This is a genomic window from Roseiconus lacunae, assembly GCF_008312935.1.
In the GTDB taxonomy this organism is placed as follows: Bacteria; Planctomycetota; Planctomycetia; order Pirellulales; family Pirellulaceae; genus Stieleria; species Stieleria lacunae.
This window is the reverse complement of sequence record NZ_VSZO01000001.1, coordinates 934,832-958,211: the sequence shown is the minus strand read 5'-3', so window position 1 is coordinate 958,211 and position 23,380 is coordinate 934,832. Positions and strand designations below refer to the sequence as shown.

Annotated in this window: 20 protein-coding genes; 13 read left to right on the top strand and 7 right to left on the bottom strand. The window is 56.0% G+C overall.

The genetic code is table 11. The features are described 5' to 3' along the window. Positions 1-144: 144 nt before the first annotated feature. The 3 genes from FYC48_RS03395 to hemA all read left to right on the top strand — a co-directional run bounded on the left by FYC48_RS03395 (position 145) and on the right by hemA (position 5,231). The gene (locus FYC48_RS03395; protein WP_149495250.1) at positions 145-2,763 is read left to right on the top strand and encodes a ComEC/Rec2 family competence protein; all 2,619 of its coding nucleotides are present in this window, start codon (positions 145-147) and stop codon (positions 2,761-2,763) included. Between the two features lie 357 nt (positions 2,764-3,120). Further along, positions 3,121-3,957, top strand: a complete 837-nt coding sequence (locus FYC48_RS03390; RefSeq protein WP_149495249.1) for a cytochrome C assembly protein — start codon at positions 3,121-3,123, stop codon at positions 3,955-3,957. Further along, on the top strand, positions 3,957-5,231 hold the full coding sequence (hemA, locus tag FYC48_RS03385) for a glutamyl-tRNA reductase (protein WP_149495248.1): 1,275 nt from the start codon (positions 3,957-3,959) through the stop codon (positions 5,229-5,231). The genes FYC48_RS03390 and hemA overlap by 1 nt, the downstream gene beginning before the upstream one ends. 25 nt (positions 5,232-5,256) lie before the next feature. On the opposite strand, the gene FYC48_RS27580 is transcribed toward hemA, so the two are convergent. Then, positions 5,257-5,715 carry a hypothetical protein gene (locus FYC48_RS27580; protein WP_160149301.1) on the bottom strand — a complete coding sequence of 153 codons (459 nt, stop codon included), beginning with the start codon at positions 5,713-5,715 and terminating at the stop codon, positions 5,257-5,259. Between the two features lie 28 nt (positions 5,716-5,743). Continuing rightward, positions 5,744-6,511, bottom strand: a complete 768-nt coding sequence (gene scpB, locus FYC48_RS03375; protein ID WP_149495828.1) for an SMC-Scp complex subunit ScpB — start codon at positions 6,509-6,511, stop codon at positions 5,744-5,746. A 234-nt stretch (positions 6,512-6,745) separates the two neighbouring features. Here scpB and FYC48_RS03370 point away from each other — a divergent pair, with 234 nt between their 5' ends. The 7 genes from FYC48_RS03370 to FYC48_RS03340 all read left to right on the top strand — a co-directional run bounded on the left by FYC48_RS03370 (position 6,746) and on the right by FYC48_RS03340 (position 13,958). Continuing rightward, a complete protein-coding gene (locus FYC48_RS03370; protein WP_160149300.1) occupies positions 6,746-7,465 on the top strand; it encodes a hypothetical protein in 720 nt (239 codons plus the stop codon). Then, a complete protein-coding gene (locus FYC48_RS03365) occupies positions 7,462-8,601 on the top strand; it encodes a cysteine desulfurase family protein (RefSeq protein ID WP_149495246.1) in 1,140 nt (379 codons plus the stop codon). Before FYC48_RS03370 ends, FYC48_RS03365 begins: the two co-directional genes overlap by 4 nt. Before the next feature lie 192 nt (positions 8,602-8,793). Beyond that, the gene (locus FYC48_RS03360; protein ID WP_160149299.1) at positions 8,794-9,900 is read left to right on the top strand and encodes a helix-turn-helix domain-containing protein; all 1,107 of its coding nucleotides are present in this window, start codon (positions 8,794-8,796) and stop codon (positions 9,898-9,900) included. Positions 9,901-10,690: 790 nt separating this feature from the next. Next, complete coding sequence (gene dnaN / locus FYC48_RS03355; RefSeq protein ID WP_149495244.1) at positions 10,691-11,809, top strand: DNA polymerase III subunit beta; 1,119 nt, start codon at positions 10,691-10,693, stop codon at positions 11,807-11,809. Positions 11,810-11,861: 52 nt separating this feature from the next. Next, positions 11,862-12,839, top strand: coding sequence for a transaldolase (gene tal, locus FYC48_RS03350; protein WP_149495243.1), 978 nt, complete (start codon positions 11,862-11,864; stop codon positions 12,837-12,839). A 6-nt stretch (positions 12,840-12,845) separates the two neighbouring features. Further along, the gene (locus FYC48_RS03345) at positions 12,846-13,214 is read left to right on the top strand and encodes a DUF721 domain-containing protein (protein ID WP_149495242.1); all 369 of its coding nucleotides are present in this window, start codon (positions 12,846-12,848) and stop codon (positions 13,212-13,214) included. A gap of 42 nt (positions 13,215-13,256) precedes the next feature. Beyond that, a complete protein-coding gene (locus FYC48_RS03340) occupies positions 13,257-13,958 on the top strand; it encodes a class I SAM-dependent methyltransferase (protein ID WP_149495241.1) in 702 nt (233 codons plus the stop codon). Between the two features lie 144 nt (positions 13,959-14,102). On the opposite strand, the gene FYC48_RS03335 is transcribed toward FYC48_RS03340, so the two are convergent. The 4 genes from FYC48_RS03335 to cobA all read right to left on the bottom strand — a co-directional run bounded on the left by FYC48_RS03335 (position 14,103) and on the right by cobA (position 17,922). Beyond that, positions 14,103-15,308 (bottom strand): molybdopterin molybdotransferase MoeA, encoded by a 1,206-nt coding sequence (locus FYC48_RS03335; RefSeq protein ID WP_149495240.1) that lies wholly within the window; start codon positions 15,306-15,308, stop codon positions 14,103-14,105. Beyond that, a complete protein-coding gene (gene mobA, locus FYC48_RS03330; RefSeq protein ID WP_149495239.1) occupies positions 15,305-15,979 on the bottom strand; it encodes a molybdenum cofactor guanylyltransferase in 675 nt (224 codons plus the stop codon). Before mobA ends, FYC48_RS03335 begins: the two co-directional genes overlap by 4 nt. A 126-nt stretch (positions 15,980-16,105) precedes the next feature. Continuing rightward, complete coding sequence (locus tag FYC48_RS03325) at positions 16,106-16,420, bottom strand: carboxymuconolactone decarboxylase family protein (protein ID WP_200836526.1); 315 nt, start codon at positions 16,418-16,420, stop codon at positions 16,106-16,108. Beyond that, positions 16,417-17,922 carry a uroporphyrinogen-III C-methyltransferase gene (gene cobA, locus FYC48_RS03320; protein WP_149495238.1) on the bottom strand — a complete coding sequence of 502 codons (1,506 nt, stop codon included), beginning with the start codon at positions 17,920-17,922 and terminating at the stop codon, positions 16,417-16,419. Before cobA ends, FYC48_RS03325 begins: the two co-directional genes overlap by 4 nt. Positions 17,923-18,444: 522 nt before the next feature. On the opposite strand from cobA, the gene rpsT reads away from it, so the two are divergent. Continuing rightward, a complete protein-coding gene (gene rpsT / locus FYC48_RS03315) occupies positions 18,445-18,708 on the top strand; it encodes a 30S ribosomal protein S20 (RefSeq protein WP_149495237.1) in 264 nt (87 codons plus the stop codon). A 234-nt stretch (positions 18,709-18,942) separates the two neighbouring features. Here rpsT and FYC48_RS03310 read toward each other — a convergent pair whose 3' ends face one another. Then, on the bottom strand, positions 18,943-20,973 hold the full coding sequence (locus tag FYC48_RS03310; RefSeq protein WP_149495236.1) for an ATP-dependent DNA helicase: 2,031 nt from the start codon (positions 20,971-20,973) through the stop codon (positions 18,943-18,945). Positions 20,974-21,474: 501 nt separating this feature from the next. On the opposite strand from FYC48_RS03310, the gene recA reads away from it, so the two are divergent. Together recA and FYC48_RS03300 are read left to right on the top strand one after the other, a co-directional pair. After that, positions 21,475-22,587, top strand: a complete 1,113-nt coding sequence (gene recA / locus FYC48_RS03305) for a recombinase RecA (protein WP_149495235.1) — start codon at positions 21,475-21,477, stop codon at positions 22,585-22,587. Between the two features lie 204 nt (positions 22,588-22,791). Further along, positions 22,792-23,364 carry a DJ-1/PfpI family protein gene (locus FYC48_RS03300; protein WP_149495234.1) on the top strand — a complete coding sequence of 191 codons (573 nt, stop codon included), beginning with the start codon at positions 22,792-22,794 and terminating at the stop codon, positions 23,362-23,364. Positions 23,365-23,380: the final 16 nt, after the last annotated feature.

The following is a 23,380-nucleotide window of genomic DNA, read 5'->3' as shown; positions in this document are numbered from 1 at the left end:
CGCGCGATGTCTTGACTGACGAACACCCCCCGCCACAGAACCTCTATCATACCATCCGTGCAACAGTTCATTGCCGCGCGGCTGATCCGATGATGATCGGCCGCACGGCTGCGTTCATTCGATGTCGACGAGGACGATTCGACGGTGCGGTTTTCTTCGGGGCAACGTTTTTCCAGTGTTCGATCGGTCGTCGCTGCGCTGAAGGGGCACCGCTGGATCGAATCTGACTTCTCGATTCGCGAAGCCTTACATCGTTACCCGGCTCTGATCTTCACGGTCGTTGCCGTCCTGGGAATCTTGCTTGATTGGGCGACCTTTCGATCCTTGAACACCAGCCTGCTGATCTGGGGTGGGATCGCGACCGCTTCGTGGTTGACAAGTGAAATCGTCGGACCTCGTCAGGCTCGTCCGGTTCGATTGTCAGCTGTGACAAGTGGATTGGCAGTGCTGTGCCTGTTTGCTTGTTGGCATGCGTTTCTTGAACACCGCTATCGCTCGGCTACGATCGGTCGTTTGCTGCAAAGCGAAGCGATCCCCGTCATCGTCCGCGGCAAACTCGCCGAACGGGTCACCTTAAGACTTAGCCATCATACTCGCGATGCCATCGCTACTTACAACAGCGAATTGGTTGTCCGAGTCGACTCGTTTCGCCAACACGATCGCTGGTCACCTTGCGACGGCAAGGTCTTGGTCACGACCGAAGGAGACCATAGCGGGCGACTGCCGGGTGAACGATTGGAAGTGTATGGCTGGTTACGAGCTTTCGACGCACCGACCAATCCGGGTGAACCTGATCTACGCATCGCCTATCGAAGGCGTGGGCTGCATGCCCGAATGGAAACGAAGAACGCCGACGCGATTGTACGGTTGCAAGCGTCTACCGATTGGGTGCACCGCTCGGTCGCATCGATCGCGAACTCCGGACGCGAGTCTTTGCTGCGGCACACCGACCGGGAAACCGGATCGCTTGCCCTCGCATTGATTCTCGGGCAACGCGAACTGGTCGATGCCGAAATGCGTGATGCGTTGCTCACGACCGGCACGGCCCACTTGTTGTCCGTCAGCGGAATGCACTTGGCCATCTTGGTGCTGTTTGTTTCGTGGGCGATCGCCGGTGCTGGACTACGTCCGATATCACGGTTGATCATCATCGTTTCGCTGAGCGCGATTTATGTGGCCATGACCGGGGGGCGACCGCCGGTCTTACGCGCCGCGATTTTGATCGGTGTCTTGATGTTGGCTGCGTGTTTCCGCCGCACCAGCCAGCCACTGAACACTTTGGCCTTCGCGGCGGTGCTATTGTTGCTGAAGAACCCGTTAAATCTGTTTTCTACCGGCGTACACCTGTCGTTTCTAGCCGTCGTGACGTTGATGCTTGCCGGTCGTTCAATCGCATCGGTTGGTCTGGATCGGCAATTGGATCGACAGCGACAACAGAACAGCCAAGAACAAAATTTCCAACAGCTCGTTGACGAAGCATCTCCGCGTTGGAGACGTTTCGGTGGCGTGGTGTTTCGATTTGTTTTTCAGATGGCTTGGATGAGCGCCTGCGTGACGGCCGTGAGTTTGCCCTACGTTTGGTCACAGTTTCATTTGATCTCGCTGGTCAGCGTTTTGACCAATGTCCTCGTTTGGTCCGGGCTGATGATCGCCTTGCCTGCTGGCGTGTTGGTCGTGATCTTCGAACCGATCGCTCCTTGGTTAAGCGAGCTACCTGGGGCCGGATGCCAGTTTGCATTGCGGTACATGTCAACGGTGATTCGATGGTCGGCATCGATCGAAAACGGACACGTGTGGTTACCATCGCCGAACGGTTTCAGTGTGGGCTCGTTCTATGTCGTCTTGATGTTCACGTTGGTACTGAAAGGACCGATCGCGCGGTGGGTTCGATTGGGTTGGATTGCGGTTTGGATTTTGGTCAATGTCTGGTTGGTCACGCAGGTTGCACCGTTGCCGCCGACCGTTTTGGAAGCAACCTTCGTTGACGTTGGTCATGGCACCAGCGTGATCGTCCGTTCGTATGACCAAACGTTACAACGAGAAGGCATCTGGCTTTATGATTGCGGCCGGCTGGGCAATCAGCAGATGACGTCGTGGCCGATCGATAGGGCACTCTGGTCGATGGGCATCACGTCGATCGATGAAGTTTACCTTTCACACGCCGATTCAGATCACTTCAACGCGCTGCCGGCTTTGTTGGATCGATTTGCGATCGGCAAGATCATCACCCCGCCAGAGATGTTGATGGGCGATGGCGACCTGCTGGCGAGATTGCGTACGGCGATTGACAATGCCGGAGTCCCCGTGGTCGAAGTTCATTCTGATCGTCGCGATCCCCGGTGGACGTTGCCGGGCAATGTCAGTGTTCTTCATCCTCCGGCGAGCCGTATCGAAGGCAACGACAACGTGAATAGTTTGGTCTTATCGATTCAACATGCCGACACAACGTTGCTATTGCCCGGTGACTTGGAACCACCAGGAACCCAGGTGTTGGTCAATCATCCACGTCCTCGTCCGGGCGGGGTGATGATGGCGCCGCACCACGGAAGTCTGCGAATGAACGCCGACATGGTGTTGGCTTGGGCGCGGCCGGGGGAAACGATCGTCAGCGGCGGACAGCGTGCCGGCCGACCGGAGGTTCACGACATGCTCTCCCAAACCGGCAGCGGCGTTTACGTCACGGCCCAAAAGGGGGCCATCCGCGTCCGTCTTGATCAGGATGGGAAGACCGAGATTCGATCCTGGCTGGAGCGTCCCTGGTGACCGACTGTCCTGGGATGATTGGGTTGACCCAAGATTCAGGTCGGACATTTACAACACGTCTGGGGCTCCGAAGATACCGCTCGATTTAGTCGCGAGACGACGGATTGGTCGCGGCTCTGGCCATTGTCGCAAACACGTGTAGGATGTAGGAGACGGCGAAAACACGACTTAGTGGTCCGTTCTCCCTTGTTGAAATCCTGCCACAAGTTGCTTTTTTGCGACAAAAGTCTCCTTTCTTAACGGTTGCCACTTCGACCGACACAAAGGAAGGGCGTATCTTTTCTCGCACGATTGAATTGCCCATCGAAATCGTTCCGTTGCCTACCTTCCGTTCCCGCCCACCAAGTTCTGGCGTTCGTGTTTGAAATCCTGAACAAGATTTCCGTCGCCTGCTTCTTCACCAGTTACCTGCTCGCATTATTGATCGAGCTGTCACGGCTGGTGTTTAACTTTGGCGCGCGCTCGGCGGCGGTGCTGATGATGATGGGGTTGGGATTGTTTACCCAAATCAGTTTTCTATTTTTGCGGGTTCTCGAAGGCGACGTCACTAAGGAGCAGGGGTTACTGTCCAGTTGGGCGGAGTGGTCGCTGTTACTCGCGCTCGGCTTGGCGATTTTTTTCACCGTCGCGTATGTTCGCCGTAGCGATACGATCATCAGCTTTTTCTTTTTGCCGCTGATTTTGGCGACGATCGGATTGGGAATCTTGGTCGGTGGATGGGAACCATTTTCGCGAGATCGGGCGACAAACGTCTGGGCCTCGATTCACGGCTTGGCCATGTTGCTCGGAACCGGCGCCGTCTTGGTCGGTTTCCTCGCCGGAGTGATGTACCTCGTTCAATCGTGGCGATTGAAACTCAAGCGTGCCGGCTCTCGCCGATTTCGACTTCCCACGCTGGAAACTCTCGATCGATCCAACCGTCAATCGCTACTTGTCAGCACGATTTCGGTCGGCATTGGTGTGATCGCCGGCATGATCATGAATCTCAACCAAAACAATCGATTGATTTGGACCGACAGCGGCATCATCTTAAGTTTGGTGTTGTTCGCATGGCTGTGTGTCGCCGCCGCGACGGAGTTCTTTTATCGACCGGCGAGCCGAGGCCGAAAGGCGTTTTACATGACACTGGCCAGTCTTGGATTTTTGCTGTTGGCGCTCTCAAGCGTCATCTTTAGTTCGCACGGGGTGAGCTAATGCAGCTGCAAATGATTGGATGCAGCCACCACGATTCCGCTGTTGAATTTCGAGAACGGGTGGCTTTCTCGACCGAGCAAATCGGCACAGCCCTGGACGCCTTTCGCAATCGTTTTCCCGATGGCGAGTTGGTGCTGATCAGCACGTGTAACCGCACCGAACTGTACACGACCGCCGACGATAGCGGTGCCCTGGGCCGTGACGCCATCGTTTCTTTCTTGGCCGAACAACATGCCCTTCGGCCGGACGATGTGATGGACAAGATGATCTATCGCAGCGGGCACGAAGCGATCGAGCACCTGTTTACCGTCGCGGCTAGCTTGGACAGCATGGTGATCGGCGAGTCACAGATCCTTTCTCAGGTCAAACAGGCGTACGAGTTGGCGTGCGAATTGGGATCCGCCGGCCCGCTGACCCACGCCGTCTTTCAAGGCGCCAATCATGCCGCCAAACGGGTGCAAACGGAAACGGAAATCCATCGCCGCCGGGTGAGTGTTCCCAGTGTTGCCGTCGGTGAAGTTGTTCCTGAGGTCTTCGACAGCTTGGTCGGCAAACGCGTGCTGATTTGCGGTGCCGGCGAGATGGGCGAGGAGACACTTCGCTACTTGATCCAAGCGGGCGCCAATAATGTTGTTGTCTTAAACCGGAGTCTGGAACGGGCAAAGACGCTGGCCGAAGCCTTCAATGTCACCTACGCCCCTTGGGACACGTTTTTAGATCAAGTCGTTCAGGCTGATCTGATCGTCGGCACGACGGCCGCTCCCGAACCAATTTTGACACGTCAACAATTTGAATCTTTGCGTTCTCGCCGGAAGGACCGAGTCTTACTAGCGCTTGACTTAGCGGTCCCTCGAGACTTCGATGCCGGTCTGGATGATTTTCCCAATCTTTACCTCTATCAAATCGATGACTTGCAGGCCGCCTGTCAGCGAAACCGCCACGAGAGGGAAAAGGAATGGCCCAAGGCACAACGGATCATTACCGAGGAAACCAAGCGGTTACTCGCCGATCTGAACCATCGCGCCACCGGCCCAGTGATCAAACGGCTTCGCGAACAAGCTCAACAAATCAAGCGGGACGAACTCAGCCGGCTACTGCCCAAATTGGAATCACTCGGTGGTGAGCCGGCGATCAACGGTGAGATCGAAAAAAGCCTGGACCGGATCATCAACAAGCTGCTGCACCCACCGCTAGCGTCACTCAAAGAGGACGCCGCCGAAGGCCATCAAAAAGGGCTCGTCAAAGCCCTTCGCGAACTATTCCGTCTTGACTGACTGATCGTTCGCACGGAGTGACCGGTCAGTCCCAATCCTCTTCGTCCTCGTCTTCTTCCCAGTCATCGTCGTCGTCATCCCAGTCATCGTCATCTTCGTCGTCGAAGTCTTCTGAGAAATCGTCGTCCTCGTCGTCGACTTCTTCCCAGTCATCATCTTCCTCGTCGTCTTCGTCGTCGAGATCTTCTTCGTCATCGTCGTCGTCGTCGTCATCAAGATCGTCGTCGACTTCGTCCCAGTCATCTTCATCATCGTCGTCGTCGTCATCGTAGTCGGGCTCACCCTCGTACAATTCGTCTTCTTCATCCTCGATGACGGCCCATGGATGAGCGACCAAACTTGATTGTGCAACGGTTTGTTCAAGCTGGCCTGAAACGAAGGGGCCATGCATGGGCTCAATCCCCCACCAAAAGTCGGCGGAGATCGGATCGTTAGTTTTGGTTCCAGACGCGGTGCTGGCTCCAGACGAGGCAACAAGGCTCACGACTGACTCCTTCTTGATGTCGATATTACTAGAGGTCGAAATTTGAAGTCGATGATTTGGGGTCCGATTCAGCCGGGGTCTCTGTAAGAGGATCCCAGTCGATCGGTGGTAGTGCGTCGGTGGATGGAAGCCCGAAGACTTCCAGAAAGTATTTCGTTGTATCGTATAGATACGGTCGACCGAGTTCTTCGCTCCGTCCAGAAATTCGAATTAAATCGCGTTCCATTAATTGCCGCAACAACTCGCCGCACGCGACCCCGCGAATCGCTTCCACGTCGGCGCGTGAAACCGGTCCTCGATAGGCAACCACTGCCAGCGTCTCCATCATCGGCGATGATAACCGAATTGCTGAAGGCAAATGTTCAAGTCGGCCGAGCCAGGGAGCATAAGCTGCCCGGGACAACAACCGATAACCGCCGGCGACCTGTTCGATTCTGACCGCTCTGCCCAGTTCGTCGTAAAGTTGATTCAATTGGCGGACAAGTGTACGAGCCTCCGTACCGTCCGCCAAGTGAGCCATTTGTGCCAGTTTTCGGGTCGTCAGTGGTGATTTCGCCAGTAATAACACCGCTTCCAGACGCATCCGCCGATCAAGCGGATCCTCGTCTTCGGCCGGCTGGCCGCTGGAAGCGATCGCGTTCCGGTCAGCATCAACATTCGAGCCGATCTCCGTTTGGACGACACTGTAAGGACGCCGACAACGGGTGTAGGGTGGTTGCAACCGCGATAACGGATGTCCCCGGCGATCTTCGCCCAACCGTTGTAAGGCGTTTCGGTACGACTGAAAGTGCTGCATCGCGTAGACTGAAGGACGCTTCGAAACGTGTTGGAATGCCAACGGGTTGGTTCGCCGGACCGACTTTTGGTGTGATCTTAACGTTTTGACGGCGTTTGCCGGGGGTGGCAACGCCTGGTTTTTCTTGATCTTTGCTTCAATTGCCTCTTTGTTTCGATCGCCACCGTGTCCACATCGGTTTCTTCATCAACGAGTCCACCGACTACCCGTCGCTTCCGCCACTCGCGGGGCGTGATGATCAGCGTGTCTTCGATCATGACCGTGATCTTGGTCGGCGGGTTTGTCTTGTTCAAAGGAAACGTAAGCGGCTACGAATTCGCACCCAGCCATTTTCAAACTCGTGAGTTTTCCTTTTACGAGATTCCATATTTAGAGATCCAAATTTCGCCGATCCGTCGCTCGGTGGTCAACGATAAGCTAGCCCGCCAATTGCGGACTCAATCGCTCGTCACCATTCCTCGCGGCCGAAAACCCAACACTTGGCACCTCGTTTCCCTGCGAAGGGGGCCCACGTTGACCCCAGCTCTGGCATCGCTCCTGGTCGATTCGATGCGGATCGGTGGTTTGTCCGGCAACCTCTACTGGGTCTCTTGGATTTCCGATCATCCCAATCGGGCCGCCGTGCTTTGGCCCACCGTTCAACAACTCGCCGAAAGAGAGTTGTACGTGCTCATTCCCGAACTCCTCGAATTAGCTCGTAGCTTTCCCGGCGATGATGACGCCGCTTCATTTCAAACCGCCGCCGATGAATTACTGGTCGGGCAATATGTTTCTCTGATCGCCGACCTGCGATTGGCTGATCGAGCCCCCCTCGCCGAGGAACTACTCCGCGAAGCACTCCAAGACTATCCCGACGCCGAAAGACTGCGGCAGATCAACATGCAGTCAGCAAAGTCAGACGTGGCCGCGGAAGAAAAGACTTCGCCTAACAAAATACCGCCTTCTGGGTCATGATCTATCTCGATAATAACGCCACCACTGCGGTCGATCCTGCCGTGATCGAGACGGTGGTCGAGGAAATGCGCCGCGGACCGAGCAATGCTTCCAGTCTGCACCGACTCGGGCGTGCTGCCGCCGAACGAATCGATCAAGCCATGGTCGCGATCGGCCATGCACTCGGCGCCGAGGTGAATGTTCCCGGTGGGCCCCGGTTGATCATGACCAGTGGCGGTACCGAATCAAACAACCTTGCCCTCGGTGGACTCGGCCAACCCGATTCCCCCTTGATCGTCAGCGCCATCGAACACGCCAGTGTTTTGCAGTTCGCCGAGCAGCAACAAAAGTTGGGGCGGCAAGTCGCGGTGATCAACGTCCGTGACAATGGAGTCGTCGACCTCGATCACTTTGACGAATTACTCGATCGCTACGATTCGCCGATCGTATCGGTGATGTCAGCCAACAATGAAACCGGGGTGATTCAACCGATCGAAGCGATCGCCCGGCGGTGCCGACACCAGACTGCATCATTGCACGTCGATGCGACTCAGTCGATCGGCAAAGTCAAAGTGTCCATCGCCGAACTCGGCGCCGACGCGGTGACGGTGACGTCGCATAAATTTCATGGCCCCGCTGGTGTTGGGGCGCTCTTGCTCGCACCAGGAATCAAGCTTCGGCCGGGACTTTTCGGCGGCGAACAACAATTGCTATCCCGCCCCGGCACCGAACCGGTGGCGCTGATCCTGGGGATGGCCAAGGCGATTCAAATTGCCGTGGAAAACCTGTCAGTGAATCGTCAGCTTATGGTCAGCCTTCGCGATCGACTGGAATCGAATCTGACGGCCGGGGTCGCCGGGGTCCTAGTCCACGGCTGTAGCGTAAATCGTTTACCTAACACGACTTGCATTTCAGCAAAGGGGATCGACCGGCAATCGATTTTGATGGCGCTCGACATGGCCGGAGTCGCTTGCAGCAGCGGATCGGCCTGTAGCAGCGGAAGCAGCCCACCGAGCCACGTTTTGACTGCGATGGGATGCCCCGAATGGGCGATATCGAGCGCCGTTCGGTTTGGTGTCAGCCGGTTCTCCACGGAACAAGAAATCGACGATGCTTCCGAACGTATCTGCCGTATTTACAACAAGTTAAGATCGTAAGAGATTGTTGAAAACTACGTGGAAAAGTCACTTGCAAATCCATCGATAGGGCTAGAATAGGGCGTCCTTTGGGGTGTCGGTGATTGTCAGCCGGCACCGCTCACACCAACGAAGATCCGCGTTCGGTTGTCGGAGATCTGCCCGACCGCCTTCCGCTCGCTGATCCTGTGTGCCCCATTTCCGTGTGACTTCGTGAATTCACCCGTCAGACTTCCGATCGATACCTTTCCCATCGAACGGCCGTTGCTCCGTCAACGTCCGCGGGATAGCAAATTGTCGGTCGATGCCGCTGGCGCTACGCTTCCGGTCTTTGTCGCCGGGGAAGAAAACAGGCTCGCCGCGTTTGTTTGTCAGTCGGAAGTTTCCGTTTGGTCAGCCGGGCCGATGCTATTGATCGGTCCCGAGGGAGCCGGCAAGACGACGCTCGCACTTCATCTCGCCGCCCGTGGTGCCGCCGAAGCGGCTCGTGCCGACGATCCCACCGCTGTTAAATTTGTCTCCGCTGTTGATTTTGCCCGAGACTATGCCGAAGCGGTTGCCGCCGATGATCTTCCGCCCCTTCGTGATGCCCTCGACCGGGCAAACGTTCTGGTCATCGATGACCTGCACCAAATAGCTGGTAAAACGGCCGCCCAAGACGAACTGACGATTCGGATTGATCAGCGGATCGAGAACGGGTTGCCGACGATTTTGACCAGCCGTCGTCTCCCAACGGAAACACGCTCGATCCGCCCACAACTGGCTTCCCGATCGGTGCTCGGTCTTACCATTCCGATCGCCTATCCACGAGGCAACAGCCGGTTGGCGATTCTGCGTGAATACTCAATCGCTCGAGGCGTTGAAATCAGTGATGAACACCTCGGATTGCTCGAAGCCGGACTTCGCCCCGATGTCTCCGCTCGCAGTCTGGATGGGGCGATCCGCCAAGTCGACTTGCACTGCCGCATGACCCAAACCAGGGTCGACGTGGCGGCCATTCAATCGGCGATCAATGCGGCTGGTGCCCAAAATGATCTCGATTTGGGCAAGATCACGCGGACGGTCGCCAAGATTTGGGGACACCGCACCCGTGACCTACGAAGCGGATCACGTAAGCAATCCGTCGTCCGCGCACGGTCCCTGGCGATGTTGCTCGCTCGTCGCCTGACACCCTGTAGCCTCGATAAAATCGGCGAATACTTCGGCGGACGAGATCACTCGACGGTGTTGCATGCCATTCGGAAGACCGAAACTCTTCTGGAAAGCGACGCCGATCTGAGCCGCATTCTTCACGAAGCCAAAGAAAAGTTGGCCGCTTGAACGCTGGGCGGTGGGCGATTGCTCTGTCCCCTCTGGCACTCTATCTCTGGCTGGCAGTTTGTCTGGCGTTTCTGAAAATCCGACGCGGGAGCGGAATGGGCCGAGTGTTAGGGCGTCTGGACTCTGAATCGTAAAACGCCGTCGCTGCCTTCCCAACGGCCCAACCCAAAGTTGTGTGTGTCACTGGACGGGCCCCAGCAATCCTTGCAAATGTGTCTGGCAAAATCTGCGGGAACCCGACCTTCGAACGCCCCTGTCACTTTAAGAACCCTGTCACCATGTGAAATCGACCACGTCAACCGGTGCTATGTCCCCCAGCAGACTGCTCTAAATGCCGATAAACGGTTTGACTGCTATCATTGTTGAGCTCGCTGAAGAACTTTTTCGATCGACTCACTTCGTGGAAAACTTGTCGAAGTGGTGTCAGTGATTCGTCGACGTCGCTGTTGGTGCTCTGACCCCGCGTACCTCGGCTGTTAGCGAGTGTCAGCCCATCAGCGATTTTTCAACCAAACGCGGACAGTGGACCGACGGGTTTTCCACTGTCGATTCATGCCCCTAACTCATTACTAGCAAAAAGGATGAGATAGCTGAATGTGACTTGCTGACACTTTTAGGGGCCGCATTATGACGACGACGATAAAAAGAAATCTAATACAAGAATAAGAGCTAGCACCGTGTTCCATCGTTGAAGGGAACACGCACCCCAAGCCTACGCTACCGAAACGAGCCAGATCCGGTACAACATGGAGGCAGCAGATGATTCTTCCTTTCGCTTTTGCATCGCAACATGAAAATCTCGTGTGCCCGTGAGCCTCTGACCAACGCCTTTTCCCTCGCTGCTAGCATTGCGCCGGCTCGTTCGCCGAAAGAAATCCTGACGAACGTAAAATTCACCGCCACGGGCGGAAAGTTGGTACTCACGGCCACCGACATGGAAGTTGGCATTCGTCTGGAGGTCGAGGAGGGGGTTGAGATCGAGACCGAGGGAGCGGCCTTGCTACCGGTCCAGCGAACGATGGCGATCCTACGGGAAAGCAATGACGAGACGATCACGCTGGAGACTGACGACACGGGGATCTTGCTCAAAGGCGACCGCAGCAAATTTAATCTTCCCGGCGGGAATCCCGATGAATTCCCGCCGGTGATTTCATTCGAAGAGGAAAAGTACCACGTCCTCTCGGCCCGCTTATTCCGCACGATGGTTCGCCGAACGGTGTTTGCTACCGATACCGACAACACGCGTTTCGCACTTGGCGGCGTGCTGCTGGAACTGACCGAGGGCAAGGTCACGGCGGTCGGCACAGACGGTCGCCGGTTGGCTTGTATGGAAGGCGAGGGAGAATCGGTAGGCGGTCATGAAACGACGGGCAACAATACGATCGTGCCCACTCGAGCGATCCAGTTGATGGAGCGGGCGGTCAATCCGGATGACGAAACCATAGATGTCGCAGCCCGGGCTAGCGATCTGTTGCTGCGAACGAAGAACGCCGTGATTTATTCGCGATTGGTCGAAGGCCGCTATCCGACATGGCGTCAGGTGTTGCCGCAACGCGAAAACGCGACCCAGTTGGATATGACCGTCGGCCCCGTATTTGCTGCCTTGCGTCAAGCATCGATCGTGACGGATCAAGAAAGTCGCGGGATTGACTTTACCTTCGGGGACGGGACCCTGAAACTAGAGGCGAGCACCAAAGACATCGGGCAGTCGCAGATCGAATTGCCGGTCGCCTACGATGGCGAACCGGTCACGCTGACTCTGGACCACCGATACCTGGCCGACTTTTGTAAAGTTCTCGATCGCGAGCAGCCCTTTCAATTCGAATTCGAAACCGGTGCCTCACCGGCGCTTTTGAGCACGGACGATGGATACTCGTACGTGATCATGCCGATGTCGCGCGATCGATAACCCCATACGTTTTCGTTAGTTACTCAATTCCACCAACCGCGGAAAAAGAAACGTGTCGAGCGGAGCCAACCAACTGGATCAATTGAAGCAGTACACCGCCGTCGTCGCTGACACCGGTGACTTTGAGTCGATGCGCGAGTTCGAACCTCAGGACGCAACGACCAACCCGTCGCTCATTCTTGCCGCGTCGGGGCAACCTCAATACGAGTACCTGATCGATCAGGCGATCGGTGAGTTCGCGTCCAAGTCGATGTCGGATTCAGAGCGTGTCGCGGCGATCATCAATCGCGTGTTGATTCTGTTCGGAAAGGAAATTTTGCAGATCGTTCCCGGTCGCGTTTCAACGGAAGTCGACGCGAGTTTGTCTTTTGACACGCAAGGCACGATCGACTTGGCTCGGCACCTGATCGATCTTTACAAGAAGGAAGGCATTGATCGTGATCGCGTGTTGATCAAGATCGCTTCCACGTGGGAAGGCATCAAAGCGGCCGAGCAGTTGGAAAATGAAGGCATTCATTGCAACCTCACGCTGTTGTTCTCGTTGCCCCAAGCGGTTGCCTGTGCCGAAGCAAACGTGCAATTGATTTCACCCTTCGTTGGCCGCATTTATGACTGGTACAAGGCGTCGACCGGCCAGGAATACAGCGGTGCCGATGATCCAGGTGTCCAGTCGGTTCAACAGATTTACAACTATTATAAAAAGTTCGGTTACAAGACCGAGGTAATGGGAGCAAGCTTCCGAAACGCGGGGCAAATCACCGAACTCGCCGGATGCGACTTGCTAACGATCAGCCCGAAACTGTTGGCGGAACTGCAATCGTCGACCGATCCGGTCGAAAAGAAGCTCGACGCGTCGGCAGCGGCTTCAAGCGACATCGAGCGTTTGGAACTTGACGAAAAAACATTCCGTTTCCTCTTCAACGAGGACGCAATGGCGACGGAAAAAACAGCCGACGGGATTCGCAGGTTCGCCGCCGACATGCGGAAGCTAGAAAAACTGATCTCCGAGAAAGCGCAAGCGGCGGTTTAGTCACCGATGGCAACGCCAGGGAAATCAAGATCCCAATCGCCGAATCGTCGTCATCTGGGTTCCAAAGAGCCCGAGGCGAAACGAAGTGCTCAGCGGATTGGGAATTTGGTCAGCCAGTTGATGTCCCGCCGCGGGTACGCCCAGGCGGCGGCCAACGATCAGTTCCTGGGCGTGATCGCCGAATTGGTGGGCCCGGGCATCGCCAACGAAGTGACGGTCGGAAAACTCAATCGTGGCGTGCTGAAGGTCTTCGCGTCCGACTCTGTCACGATTCAAGAGTTGACGTTTCAGAAGCGCGCGATCTTACGCCGCATCCAGTCATCGCTACCGGACGCGAAGGTCAACGACATCCGCTTTGCGGTTTTGACCAAGTAGGCTCGATAGGAACGTTTCCTTCGGTTTGATAAGATCAGCCGAATGATCACTCAAGACATCAGCGAAATCCCGCAAAAATTGGTCGATGCGGCCAACGCGGTGTTGGATTGGCACTGGCAAGAAACCGAAGTCGGCGGTGTCGATTGGCAAATGGCAGTCGCGAGCGATCCCGACGCGATGTTGGTCGAAGCATGTGAGCGACAAGACGCCGGCGAAGAAGGCGTGATCGACCCCTTTTGGGCGACAACTTGGCGAGCCGCCGCAGGTCTGGACCGATTCCTTCAATCGATCGACGTGAAAGGCAAGTCGATTCTAGAACTCGGCTGTGGAACCGGGCATGTAGGAATTGCCGCGGCGATTCGCGGGGCTGATGTCGTTCTGACCGATGGCGTCGAGGACCCGTTGCACCTGGTTCGGATGAGTAGCTATCCGGTGCGATCGCGTTGCCAAATTCAGCGTTTGCGTTTTGGGCAGGACGAGCTTCCCGAGCGATTTCCAATTCTGCTCGGTAGCGATGTGACCTACTTGCGGCAACTTTGGCCGGAACTGCTTGAATGCATCGAACAGCATCTCGCTCCCGACGGCGTCGTGTTCTTGAGCGATCCCTGCCGGATCATCGGCAATGAATTCCGCGAGTGGATCAAACCGCATCCGTTTGATTACGTCGAACACAAAGTGCAGATGGACGACGATCCGGAGCATCCGATCCGGGTGATGGAACTGCGCCGCGAGGCGGTCAATTAGCTCACAGAGCAGACGACAGAGCAACTTCTCGAACTCGGGGAGTTAGGATTCAAATCGGCATCACGATCAATGCCATTCGGCCGGACATCAACTTGCGTAGTGACGATGCTGTCGCGGATCGCCACGTCATCCAGATCGCTGCGACTACCAGCGAAACATTGGCCACGGTCCGGGCGAGTCTTCTTGGGGAGAGACGCAAACGTAGCCATCGCTTTTGGCCATCGCGACCAAGTCACCGGATCCTTTGCTTTCGACCAGCGTAGCCATTCCCGGTCCGGTGATTCGAGCCAACAGCATCGCATGAAGGGGAATCGTTTTCCGCAGCGGAGCGTCGAGCGTGACCAACGCCGGTTGTCGCATCCAGTGTTGGCGACCCGCCATCTTGTGAATCAAGGGTATCGCAAAACGATGACAATTGATTGTCGCACTAACCGGGTTACCGGGAAGTGCGAGGATCAATCCGCCGGCGGGGCCGACCGCACCGAGGATCGGTTTCCCCGGACGGATCGGTAAGCCGTGAAAGCGAATCTCCGCACCCGCTTCGGCGATCACATCGGGGACATAGTCGTAGTCACCTTTGGAAACGCCACCGGTCATCAATACCACGTCCGCAGCAAGTAGTGCCTGAGCAACAGCGGCGGACAACGATTGACGATCATCGATCACGTGCTGGTGCGTGACGACCTGAACTAACGCCTGTTGCGAAACAATGGAGCGAAGCGCGACGGAGTTACTGTTGCGTAGCTGCCATGGATCAAGTGACGTGGCTTCCGGAGCAACCACTTCGTCACCGGTCGTCAGAATGGCAACGCGAATTTTGCGAAACACCTCCGGCGCCGTAACACCGAAATTGGCCAGTGAAGCGGTGACGGCAGGCGTGATTAATCGGCCGGCATCAAGGACGGCATCGCCAGCGGCCGCGTTCTCGCCGGCGCGGCGGATATGGCTTCCGGCGACGGTCGATTCAATGGTGGCAGCAAGTATGCGAATGCTGTCCGTTGATTCCACGGTGTCTTCACGTTTAATGACCGCCTCGCAGCCATCGGGAATGACCGCACCGGTAAAGATTCGTATCACATGCCCGGGCTTCATTTCAGGCGGTGCGGCCCCCGGTGGACACTGACCGCTGACGGGTAGATCACGGTCATCGTTCAAATCTTCCAACCGGATGCCGTAGCCGTCCATCGCGGATACGTCAGCGGCCGGGCTATCTCGATCGGCCAACACCGGCCTTGCCAAGACACGTCCGAGCGGATCATCCGTGGTCTCGGTTTCGGTGACGACACTCAAGTCATCGGAGATCGCCAACAGGGCGGATTCAGGATCGGAAAATGCAAACGGATCGTTCATGGATCGTCAGATAGGGCGCGGAGATCGGTAGGAGTGTTGAAATTGCGTAGTGACCGGGATGACATTCGGATCTGGTGGGCGGAAAGTTGGGCGAGAAGCCGCTGCAAGCCAAACCGTTGCTCTTCGATCGCTTTACGAACCACGGGCAATACGCGAGTCGGATAGACGGCGACAAGCGGTTCGTAGTGTGGTCGTTGAGGCTCAGTCACTAAATAGGAATCCGGACCCGCCTGAATCTCGCGCAAGTCGGTGGGCATGTCATCGATTGTGGCACAAACAATCATCGTCGGATCTCGATCAAAGACGCATCGTAACGCGCCAATGTCATCGGCTGTCAAGAAAGGCGTATCGACAGCGGTTAACAAACATCCATCGAGTTGACGTTGATCGGCGTGGGTAAGTGCCGATTCGAGGCCGCCGATCGGGCCATAACCCGGACTAGAATCGGTGATCGTCGGATAACGTCGACTGATCGCGTTGTTTGGTTCGGCAATCGATACAACAACGGACTCGACGAAGGGATGCAGACGGTGATAGGCATGATCGAGGAACGTCGAACCGGCAAAACGTCGGTGTAGCGGTAGCGGCAACGCGGCCTTATCGCGTCCCATCCGCATCGACTTTCCTCCGCACAAAACGACCCCCAACAGCGAAGGAGATTGATTGGACATCGTTCAACACCGTTCGGCGGCTAGGGCGTGTTTGATCTGAAGCTGGGGATTAGACGAAAGGCTTTGAAGCCCCCGGTTATTGCACCAAAACCGTGGCTAACCATAAATGCAGATTCAGACCAGCCATTAAGAGGATTGCTTGTCGATGACATCTTCGACCCAGCTTTTCGCTCGCATCATCGTGGGAAATCCGATCGTCGGTGCCGACAGCAACGCGACGTGACGTAAGTCATCGGAGGTGCATCCGGCTTCGAGCGCCTTGCGACAATGGGAATGTGCGGCGCCTTCGAGTCCGGCGCCCAGCGAGATCGCGAGTTTGACCAAGGCGACTTCGCGATCTGAAAGTGGTCCGGCTTCTTTGGATGCTTTTCCAAACGACTCGTAGGCTTGCATCAAGTCAGGATAGTCTTCATGCATTTTCTTATAGCGTTTCGGGATCATCGTTTCCTCTCGAGTGCGTTCAGCAACGAATCAATCGTGTAGGGATCGGCGGTGACATCGACCGTCAAGCCGAGGTCCGTCAGGACAGCAGCCGTCTTTGGCGAAAGCGCGGCCAAGCGGCTTCGGTTCAGCGAAGTCCCATAAAGTCGATGGAGGTTTCGCGCGGTCGCGCTGCTAGTCACCGTGATCCAATCGAGCTTGCCCTCTTCGAGAAGGCTTTGCATTTGGGGATCGGGATGATCGCTGTCGGTATTGAGATAGGTCACAACTTCGTCCACCTTCACGCCGGCGGATTTCAAACGGCTGGGTAACTCGTCACTGCCACGGTTGGCACGAAAGATGACGACATGCGTGTCGGCGGGGTGGTCAAGTTTCTCGGCGAAGGCGTCGGCGAGTCCGGCCGAGCTAAAATCATCAGGGACGAGATCACAGAACACACCGAAATATTGTAAAGCCTCGGCGGTTCGTTCGCCCACAGCCGCGATCGAACAGTGCGCTAAGCGACGGACATCGATGTTTCGTTGACGCAGCCGTTGAAAAAACGGTGCGATCCCGTTGCGGCTGCAAAAGACCAGCCAATGGGTCTGGTCAAGGTTGTCGATGACCCCGTCGATTTCACCAAAGTCATCGATCGGTTCGACGGCGATCGCCGGAGCGATGATCGGGTATCCGCCACGGGCGCGAATGTCCGCGGCCATCGATTCGGCTTGGTCACGAGGTCGCGTGACGGCAATGGTTTGACCGGCTAGCGGTAACTGGTCGCGCAGCTTTTCGATCGGTTCGGCGAGCTCCGCGACTTTGCCGATGATCGCGATCACCGGAGGTCGGAAGCGGTGGGCGGGGGTGAGCCGCTCGGTGACTTCCGATAACCGGCAATGAATCGCCCGTTGATCGGGCAGACTGCATCGCCGGATCAAAGCGACTGGAGTTGATGGATCCATTCCGCCGGAGATCAGTGCCTCGGTCCACACCGAGGCGGTCGTGACCCCCATGTAAATGACCAACGTTCCCGGAAACTTGGCCAATGCGTTCCAGTCGATCGCCGATTCAGCCTTTCCCGGTTCTTCGTGACCGGTGACCAACGCTACGGCCGAAGCAAACTTGCGGTGGGTGATTGGGATACCGGCATAGGAACCGGCGGCGAGGGCGGCGGTGATCCCCGGGATGATTTCAAAAGTGACGCTGGCTTCCAGCAACGCGTCGACTTCTTCGGCCGTGCGGGCAAAGACGGCCGGGTCGCCGCCTTTCAATCGGGCGACCGTTTTGCCTTCTCTGGCGTGGCGGAGCATTTCCGCGATGATTTCGTCCTGCTTCCAAATGCGAGAGTGGCCGTGCTTGCCAACACAGATGTGTTCCGCCTGGGGTGCATGGTCGAGTAGTCGCGGGTTGCTCAGTCCGTCGTAAAGGACAACATCCGATTCGGCCAGGGCCGCCGCCCCCCGCAGGGTGAGCAGTTCCGGATCACCCGGCCCGGATCCGATGAGGTAAACGTAGGGTTTCATGCCCACAATTGAACCAACTCACGATCAGTTGGGGCAGGAGGGGTGTCGGCCGAGGCGAGCACGAATTTTTGTTTTCCGACAGCAATTTGGTGCGAATTGCTGTCAAAAGGCGCCGATGGGAAGGGGAGAGGTCGAAGCCAAATGTTCGGGTTCGAGTCATCAGCCGACGGGCATTGGCCCCGGTTATCGCACCGAAACCGTGGCTAACGCCAATCGGCTAATCCTAAATTCAGCTCGTTGATTTAATCAGCCACAATCGCGATAGCGTGCGGTTCTTTCGCGCAACCTTGGCTTATGCCCGTCGGCTGATCGTTGAGCCGCTCAATTCGATTAAGTTCACAGGCCGAATACCGATCCTGCCGTCGCACGAGGCGTGAAAATAATCTCACCCTCTCGGGCGGGTTGGCAAAGTTATCCCTGGACACGCCGCGTCGAGATCGCCATACTACGCGGCTCGATTGAAACCGATCCGAAATCAATACACCTATAAACACGCTTTCCGGCAAAAGTTAACAGAGAAAGATGCCAAACACCGCTAGTGCAAAGAAACGGTTGCGTCAGAACGAAAAACGTCGCGTTCACAATCGAGGAATCCGCAGCCGCATGCGGACTCAGCTTCGTCGTGTTCGCGAAGCGGTCGCTTCGGGCGATTCAGAAAAGGCACAAACAGAGTTCCGAATTGCAGCCAAGCGTTTGGACCAAGCTGCCGCGAAGAACTTGATTCACAAGAATGCCGCCGCCCGCAGCAAAAGCCGCTTGAACAAATTGGTCAAGAGCGTCGCGTAACCACGCCGCGAATCGATTCGGCCAATCAAACGAAATCATGAAGCGTCCGTCGGTCACACCGGCGGACGCTTTGTTCGTTTGTGGCGTCTGTCTCGTGCTCCGTCGAGACCAAATGTTCGGGTTCGGCTCATCAGCCGACGGGCATGGGCCCCGGTTATTGCACCGAAACCGAGGCGAACGCCAATCGGCTAATCCTGATTTCAGAGTGCGAAGCACGAGCGATGAACGCTCGCCCTACCGTGAGTGCGAATGAATCGACACGTCCTCGATGGGCTGAGACGGCAGCGAAGCCAAGAAGACTTTGCCGTAAGGCTTGGTGCGAATGCGAGGGTCCAGCACGACCACCATGCCTCGATCGGATCGTGTTCGTATCAGTCGACCGACGCCTTGGCGAAATTTGATCGCCGCTTCAGGAACCTGATACTCCGAAAACGGGTTTCCGCCGCCGGATCGGATCGCTTCTAAACGGGCTTCAAGCAACGGATGATCCGGGACCGCAAAGGGAAGCTTGGTGATGATGACGTTCGTGAGCGCTTTGCCCGGTACGTCGACACCCTGCCAGAAACTGTCGGTCCCGAAGAGGACTCCCGGTGCTCGCTTGAACGCGTCGACCATCTGTGTCCGACTCATGTCACCGCCTTGTGTGTAAAGCGGTAACTGTTGTTGGGCAAAGTGGCGCGAGAGCCGGGCAGCGCAGTGCTTCAGTAGTCCGTAGCTGGTAAACAGAACGAACGCGTGACCTTGGCTTTGATCGACGTACTTTTTAATTTGTTCGGGAAGTCGTTTTTCGAACAACTCACGTTCACGCGAGGGGTCGGGCATGTCGCGAACGATGACGATTTTTGACTGTGTTGCATAGTCGAACGGGCTGCCCACGCGAACCGACATCCCACCGGTCAGGCCGACGCGTGAACGAAAGAAACTGAAGCGATCGTCGTCACCCGAGGCAATCGTGGCGCTGGTCATCACCACGCTACGAATGTCTTCGCTTTGAAACAAACACTCACGCAGTTGAGAGCCGACGTCGATCGGCGACGAAGAAAGTTCGACACGATCCATGCCGCCGCGGGTCGGTGTCGATTCGATCCAGAACACCGTGTCCTCGTCGCGTTGGCGTATCCAGCGGTCAAGTGATGACGACAATAAAACCAAACGATCATGTGCCGATTCGAAATCCAAACGATCCGCTTCATCACGTTGCCCCTGAGCTTGCAGCGATAACTTCTTCGCCAGTTCCTCCATCGGTTCGCTTAAAGGATTCGTCACGATGTCTGGCCGGCGGACGCGCCCGTTCGAGCCGCCATGATCACGTTGCCAATCCAAAATGTCGGCAAAGAACTCACTGTGGGCAAACCGCAAACGATCGACCAGTTGCTGAAGCCCTTTCAGGTTTTTGTCTACCAACAATCCCCGTTGGTTTCGGTCGTTGTAAAGTCGATCAAACAAATACGTGAACTGGCCACTCGTCAAACGCAGCCCCAAATGATCACCGGCGACGGACTCGATCGTATGACACTCGTCCAAGATCACCGCGTCGTAATCGGGCAGTAACGAAACACCTTCACGGCGAAGAGCAAGGTCACTGAAGAACAACGCATGATTGACGACTAACAACTGGGCGTTCTGAGCCCGACGTCGAGCTTTGAAATAAAAACAGTCCTGAAAGTGATTGCACTTTTTACGTAAGCAGTTGCCGGTATCGCTGAGGATCTCTGTCCAGACTTCGCGATCGGGCCGGAGCGGCATTGATGCCAACGATCCGTCGGTGGTGTCTTTGGTCCAAGCCCGGATCTTGTTGAGTTGCTGAAACTGATGATCCGATCCCAATAGCGAAGTCATCTTTGCCATCGTGCGATCGAGTCTTCGTTTGGAAAGATAGTTGCCGCGGCCTTTGACCAAGACGCTTGAAAACTCACGCGGGATCACGCTATTGAGTAACGGCAGGTCTTTGGCGATCAGTTGTTCTTGTAGACTGATCGTGTGTGTTGAAATCAACACCCGTGGCTTGCGGCCATCCTCATCGTCCGGGTTGGACTTGATGCGGGCCTCGCCGGTGGCATGCAAGATCGCCGGCACCAAATACGCAAAACTCTTTCCCGTCCCCGTCCCAGCTTCGGCGATCAAGTGTTGTTCCGCTCGAAGTGCTTTGGCGACCGCTTCGGCCATTTCCAATTGCTGCGATCGAGCCTCGTAACCTGATAACCGCGCAGCGATCCGGCCTTCGGAACCGAGAATGGAAGCGACGTCGAGTTCGGGTTCGGACAAGTGAAGGAGGCCCGTCAGTGGCGTTGAAGAAGCAGCGAATAAACCAGTCGATTCGGCCCGTTTGGTTTGAGCCGCCGGGATGCTTGGCAACCTACCAAATTCGACCACGCACGCACATCGCTAGCGGATTGAACAGCGATCTTGACGAGCGAGTTTGCTAGCAAACCAGAGGTGACGAACCACTCGTCGGGAAACGCGATCGTAGGCGTCGAGGTTTTCAGCGGTCGGGGGAGACTGATTGGCGAGGTCGTAGAATATTCGCGGCGGCTTCAAGTTGTGCGATGACCAGTTGTGTCCAAGCGCACGCGATAAATCTACTGTCGCCGACAAGTTTTCCACGCTTGTTTGGTTGTGACTATTGGCAGTCGCGGGTAAGTTTCACAGTCGGTGGAAGCGACCAGTCCGCTCTGGGGGTGCCAGGGAGACGGAAGGGGTGCGAACCGGTGTTATCCATAAGATCACCGCCGACATTTTTCAACGTGGCAGAGAAGGAAGCAAAAGATGGCAAAGAAAAAAGCGACCAGCAAGGCTCCGAAGGTTGATCCAAAGTTGAAAGCGGTTTTGGAGCGTGAGCCTGGATTGGCGACCACCCTCCAGCAGATCGACAAGACGTTCGGTGAGGGTGCAATCATGCCCTTGGGAGCGTCAACTCACTTAGATATCGAAGGCATTCCGACGGGCAGTTTGTCGTTGGATATGGCGCTCGGCGGACAAGGTATCCCGCGTGGACGGATCATCGAAATCTATGGTCCGGAATCGAGCGGTAAAACGACGTTGGCGTTGCACGTTTGTGGCGAAGCACAAAAACAAGGTGGCATCGCGGCGATCGTCGACGCGGAGCATGCCTTCGATCCGTCCTGGGCCAAAAAGCTCGGGGTCGAGTTGGATACGCTGTTGGTCAGTCAGCCGGGCAGCGGCGAAGAGGCGATGCAGATCTGCGAAATGCTGGTCAAAAGCAACGCCGTCGATGTGATCGTGATCGACTCGGTCGCCGCCCTCGTTCCCAAGAAAGAACTTGAAGGCGAGATCGGTGATAGCCACGTAGGTTTGCAAGCTCGTTTGATGAGTCAAGCGTTGCGGAAACTGACCGGTGCGATCGCGAAGAGCAAATGTGCGGTGATCTTCATCAACCAGATCCGTGAAAAGGTCGGGGTGATGTTTGGTAGTCCTGAAACGACCCCCGGCGGTCGGGCGCTAAAGTTTTACAGTTCCTGCCGGATCGATGTTCGCCGAATCGGTGCCCTTAAAGATGGCGAAGAGCAGGTCGGTCAGCGCGTCAAAGCAAAGATCGTCAAAAACAAAGTCGCACCACCGTTCCGAATTGCCGAGTTCGACATGATGCACACCAACGGCATTAGCTACGAAGGTGATTTGCTGGACTTGGGGACGAATCACAAAGTCGTTTCGCGAAGCGGTGCATGGTTCAAGTATGGCGAAACTTACCTTGGCCAAGGGAAAGAGAAAGCACGAAACTTCTTGATCGAAAATACCGACGTCGCCGATGAGATCAAACGGAAGGTCATGGCCGAAGGTGGTTTCGGACCACCGGTCGACGAAGCTCCGATGGTCGATGACGCCAGTGAGTTAGACTCCGAAGAGGTCGCAAACTCTTAGTCATCCATCGGTGGCATCGTCCAATCGACGGTGCTCAGAGATCAAATTCGAAAGCCAGCGGATGACCGCTGGCTTTTTTTGTCATCGTTCGACAAAACGATCGATCAACAATGAATTTTGCTGCTCGGTCGCTGCAAACGGCGTTGCGATCGGTCATCATGCGAAATCTGAACTCGTTTTCCCCATTGCTTGCGATCGATAGCTATGTCTCAAGAGAAAGTCCTGATCATCATCGGTGATGCCACCGAAACGCTCGACACGATGTATCCGTATTACCGATTGATCGAATCAGGATTCCAGCCGGTCGTTGCCGCCCCAGAACGCCGGCGCTATCAGATGGTCCTCCACGAAGTCAAACCGGGATGGACGATAACCAAGGAATGGGAAGGCTATACGTTGGAAGCCGATGTCGCGTTTTCAGCAATCGATCCGGCGGAGTATCTCGGGATTCTCTTCAGCGGCGGCCGAGCCCCCGAGTACATCCGTTACGACGAAGACTTGGTACGGGCAACCAAGCACTTTTTTGCCGAAGGCAAACCGATCGCCAGTGTTTGTCATGGTGTCGAAATACCGGCGTACGCCGATTGCGTTCGGGGACGAAAGATGGCGACCGTGCCCAAATGCAAATTCGATCTCGAAGTTTGTGGCGGGATCTTTGTCGACGCTCCCTGCGTGATCGACGGAAATTTGGTGAGTGGTCGCACCTTTCACGACAACGGCCACTACATCGGACCTTGGATCGACTTGCTAGAAAAAGCACGCGAAGCGGTCGCGTAGTGATTGGTTTGAAGTT